Consider the following 4,934-nt stretch of genomic DNA (forward strand, 5'->3'; position numbering starts at 1 on the left):
CCATTTAAACCCATAAAAAAGGAAAAAAAGAAAATGGAGGAGGCTGAGGAGAAATTGAAATCTAAAACATAAAACAAATGAAAATTCTAAAACTAACGACTCTCTTTATCATTGGATTATGTGAAAGGACAGAAAAATAACTAAAGAACAATTGATCGCTGAAATAGAATATGTGCCCGCAGGAATTGCCGAAGTTGTAAAAAACAAGAACAAGGCTGGAGTTATATTAAAGGGGGATTCTAAATCAATAATATCAAAATTTCGCACCATCTGCACCATTATATCTTTTGCGGGTTTATCTATTAAAATCTGCAAAAACTAAACTAAAAAAACTAAGAACATGAGCAATAACCGAAGAAACTTTCTAAAATCTGTAGGAACATTAGGTCTGGGCGCTGCAATTATTTCGCCATTATCTGCTATTGCAAATACGACCCAAATGGAAGAAGTGAATCTGGATACAGCAATTGACCGAAGCAAACCTCAAACGATTTCTATTCTTCAAACGACCGATGTGCATTGCCAGATTCATCCGCATGACGAATTGTTTTGGGAAAATGGGAAAGCGGTTTTTAGAAAAACGGGCGGTTATGCCTATATGGCAACTTTACTGAAACAACTCAAAAAGAAAAATCCAAACACCTATATCATTGACACTGGCGATATGTTTCAGGGTAGCGAATTAAGTGTAGAAACAACCGGTGAAGCTTTTGTTCCTATTTTAAATGCGTTGGATTACGATTTGTACTTGCCTGGAAACTGGGAAGTGATTTACGGAAAAAAGAGAATGCAAACCCTTTTGGGTTCTTTGGATGCACCAAAAATCTGTACGAATATGTACCATGATTTAGGCGACGGAAAACGTGGCGAACTTATTTTTCAACCCTATACGATTTGGCACATAGCCGGAGCAAAAATCGGTTTTTTAGGCTATACAGATCCACTAGTACCCTTGAGACAGAGCCCAAATTACAGCAAAGGAATCATTTATACTAATCCCGAAGAAAATCTGGCCCATTATGTGGATGTACTTCGAAATCAGGAACAATGCAGCTATGTAATTATGATTGCACACCTTGGTTTATCGCAGCAAATCGCATTAGCAAACCGTCCCGAATGTGAGGGTGTCAATTATATTTTAGGAGGTGATACACACGAAAGAGTTCGGAAACCTATAGTTTGTAAATATTCAAAAGTAGTAGAACCAGGAGCATTTGGTTCATTTATTGGAAAATTAGATTTGACCATTCTCAACGGAAAAGTCATTAAAGACAACTATGAGCTACTCGAAGTTGATTCCCCTAAAATAAAACCGGATTCCGAAATCGAAAAATTATTAAAAGAAAAAGAATCCGTTTATCAGGAACAAATCAATCAGGTTATTGGATACAGCACGATTCCTTTGTACCGTTATTTTGTGGTGGAAAATCCCATTGACACGATGATTCTGAATGCTTTAAACTGGAAATTCCCTGAAATTGACATTAATCTTTCTAATGGATTCCGCTTTTGTCCTCCAAAAACAACTCCGGACCAGACCGGAAATATTCCCATCACAAACGGATTTATTTTTGATATGTTACCCGTGGACAGTACGGTTAGAACAGCAAAAGTGACCGGAAACCAATTGAAAAACTGGTTAGAAAAAGAACTAAACAATGTTTTTGCCGAAGACGCTTCAAAACGTTTTGGTGGCTGGGTGGTGAAGTTCAAAGGAATGGAAGTGCGATTTAATGCTTTTTCCGAAATAGGCAAAAGAGTGCAAAGCATTACGGTAAAAAATATGCCGATAGATCCTGAAAAAATGTATTCCATAATGGCCTGTGAACGTGACGGAGACCCTGTGGACATGCTTTGCAGGATGAAAGGCGTTGTGGATGCCAAAAACACCACTTCAACCTTGCATTCGGTAATGAAAGAGTATTTAAAACAAAACTCTCCCGTTACGCCTACGCCGCAAAAAAACGCCATAATTCTTGACGCTCCAGAGACACTATTAACCCAGGTTACCGGTGTTGATTATACTTTCAGGTAAATATTTAAGTCGTAAAGTCAAAAGTCATAAAGTCATAAAGTCGAATGCGTAAAGCATTCGACTTTATTTTTTGGTCAATGTGATAATAGTTACCTCCCATTCATATGAATGGGATTATTTTTGTACCAAATCTAAACGTTCAAAAATGAAAAAATTTTTCGCTCGGATTTATATCCTTGCTTCCATACTTTTTGTCATAAATACCAAAGCACAACATCAGGAAATTTCAGATAAGCCATCGGTTTGGAAAGAAAAAAGTGACGAAAAAATTGATTCCGCATCGGTTTTAAAGGCTTTCAAAAACGGAAACTTCAGTGGCCATTTTCGCTATTTTTTCATGGCCACCAACAATGAAAGTGGCTTATCCGATTATTATGCCAATGCACTTGGAGGCGGCGTAAAATTTGAAACGGCTAAATTTCATGGTTTTCAATTTGGCGTCAGCGGCTATTACATTTATGATATGGGCTCCTCTGATCTTTCTGAAAAAGACCCCCTAACAAATTCATCCAACAGGTACGAAGTGGGGCTTTTTGACATTCAAAATGCATCCAGTAAAGGCAATTTAAGCCGCTTAGAAGAATTATATTTAAAATACAACTATAAAAATTCGACTGTAACCCTTGGAAAACAACTGATGAACACCTCTTTCATAAACCTGCAGGACGGGAGGATGCGGCCTACAGAAGTGGATGGAATTTGGGTTGATTTTAATGAAATAAAAAAAACTACAATTAATGCGGGTTACCTATACGGAATTTCGCCACGAAGTACGATGAAATATTTTAGAGTTGGAGAATCCATAGGGATTTATCCAACCGGTGTGAATGCTGATGGAACGAAGTCTGATTACGCCGGAAATTTAGACAGTGACGGCATCTATATTGTCGGCGTACAAAATGAATCGATAAAGAATTTAAAAACGCTTTTGTGGAATCAGTATGCAGAGAATCTATTCAATTCGGCACTATTGCAAATGGACTATAAATACGATCTGAATCCGAACTCAAAACTACTTTTCGGTTTTCAGACAATATACCAAAACGCATTGAATTTTGGCGGGAATGAGGACCAAAGCAAAACCTATTTTGAAAAAAATGGCAATTCTCAAACTTTTGGAGGAAGGTTAGGCTGGCAAAACAAAAAAATAGAAATCATTTTAAATTACAACCGAATAACGGCCAAAGGAAGGTACTTGATGCCCCGGGAATGGGGACGAGACCCGTTTTATACCTTTATGGCACGGGAAAGAAATGAAGGTTTTGGAGATGTGCACGCGGTCATGACCAAAATACAATATACGGATCCTAAAAAAACATTCAAATCCCATCTGGCGGTGGGATATTTTGATTTGCCGGATGTGAAAAACGCTTCGTTAAATAAATACGGATTGCCTTCTTATGTTCAAACTAATGCGGATGTTCGCTACCAATTTCAGGGTATGTTAAAAGGCTTTGATGCGCAGTTATTGTATGTGCATAAGTTCAATGTGGGTGAAAGCTATGATAACAAAAATTACATTTTCAATAAAACCAACATGAGCAATGTCAATTTTATACTCAATTTCAACTTTTGATTGTGTGGACTATTTTAAATTTGATTGCTCTTCTATAAGTGATAGCCCCCAGAATTATAGCCTCATGGATTAATTCTCTATTCCGCTCCCAATCCTTAATTTCAGCAATGACTACAATATAAAACTTGTGGACCCGCATGAAATATCCCGAAAAAAGACTATTTTTCTCTTCATTAGTGGTCTGCCCCTGAAAATTGAGGAGAAATTCTCTCCAAAGCCTTTTCAGATTGGAAAAAAACAGGCGCATTGTTGATTGAAAAAACAATTAGACCTGATGCTTCTTTTGCTTAAGAAACCGACTCAGCTGTATAAATCAACTGCCTAAATGGCTGAAATCTGTTTAGGAAAGCTTATCCTTCACTTCCCTAACCTCTCTCCTCAATTCCATCAGTGCATTTCTCAAGCTTTCCGGGTTCAAATCATCAGGGCTGAATTCTTCGGTGGCAAAGCTGCAGGCAAATTCCCAAATTTCAAGGATTTCCGAAGCCTTAACCTCATAGGATTTATAATAGGCGTTGTCCGAATGGAGCACCAATGCGTTTTTTCCGTTCTTGTTCAGTCTCTTGTAAACAATCCCTTCGTTTTTGGTCAGCAATATGTAAGTCTTACCGTCCATCACGTCACCCAGTTTTTCCACATAACGACCCACGATAAAAAAACCGCTTTTGTGGGGCGGCATAGAATCACCATCCACGGGGAAAGCCCTGAATTTTCCATTGCGCAGCCACGGCAACGAAATGTGCTGTAGGTTTTCGATAAATTCAGGGTCGGAATAACCGCTAAGGTAACCGGCCCTCGCTTTATGGGGAACAATTTCAATAAAGCTGTCCCCTTCCCTGTCTACCGTGATGGGCAGCAATATCCTATTGTCCTCGAGTTTTAACAAATCATCCATGGGTATTTTCCGGACATCGACCGAAAGCAGCAGGTCAATGCTGATGTGGTAATAATGGGCTATTTTTTTCAGAATTTCATAAGGCGCTTCCGAAGTTCCGTCTTCATATTTGACGTACCTCCCCCTGGTTATTGCCAGCGACTCGGCTAGTTTCTCCTGTGAAATTTTCTGTTTGACCCTAAGGTTCCTGATGTTGTCGGAAAATAAAGACATGTTGATTTTGTTACAATTTGGAACAACAAATATAATCAATTTTGTTACAATCCGTGCTAATTTTGTTGTGTATAAAATGAGATGATTATGGGACGGGCGATTGTACATATGGATTTGGATACTTTTTTTGTGTCCTGCGAAAGATTGGGGAATTCAAAACTGGAGGGAATTCCTTTGATTATTGGTGGCGGCGACCGTGGTGTGGTTGCATCTTG

At 38.5% G+C, this 4,934-nt stretch carries 3 protein-coding genes and 1 pseudogene; 3 read left to right on the forward strand and 1 reads right to left on the reverse strand.

The annotated features are described in order from the left end of the window. Positions 1 to 340: 340 nt before the first annotated feature. Positions 341 to 2,035 (forward strand): bifunctional metallophosphatase/5'-nucleotidase, encoded by a 1,695-nt coding sequence (locus VIH09_RS05045; RefSeq protein WP_331578529.1) that lies wholly within the window; start codon positions 341 to 343, stop codon positions 2,033 to 2,035. A gap of 145 nt (positions 2,036 to 2,180) precedes the next feature. Continuing rightward, positions 2,181 to 3,611, forward strand: coding sequence for an OprD family outer membrane porin (locus VIH09_RS05050; protein WP_331578531.1), 1,431 nt, complete (start codon positions 2,181 to 2,183; stop codon positions 3,609 to 3,611). A gap of 340 nt (positions 3,612 to 3,951) precedes the next feature. Here the strand turns inward: VIH09_RS05050 and VIH09_RS05055 are convergent, their stop codons facing one another. Then, positions 3,952 to 4,719, reverse strand: a complete 768-nt coding sequence (locus tag VIH09_RS05055) for a LexA family transcriptional regulator (RefSeq protein WP_331578533.1) — start codon at positions 4,717 to 4,719, stop codon at positions 3,952 to 3,954. An 87-nt stretch (positions 4,720 to 4,806) separates the two neighbouring features. Here VIH09_RS05055 and VIH09_RS05060 point away from each other — a divergent pair. Further along, positions 4,807 to 4,934 (forward strand): annotated as a pseudogene (locus VIH09_RS05060) (DNA polymerase IV); the annotation flags it as partial.

Origin of the sequence: Flavobacterium sp. (genome assembly GCF_036515215.1) — a bacterium.
In the GTDB taxonomy this organism is placed as follows: Bacteria; Bacteroidota; Bacteroidia; order Flavobacteriales; family Flavobacteriaceae; genus Flavobacterium.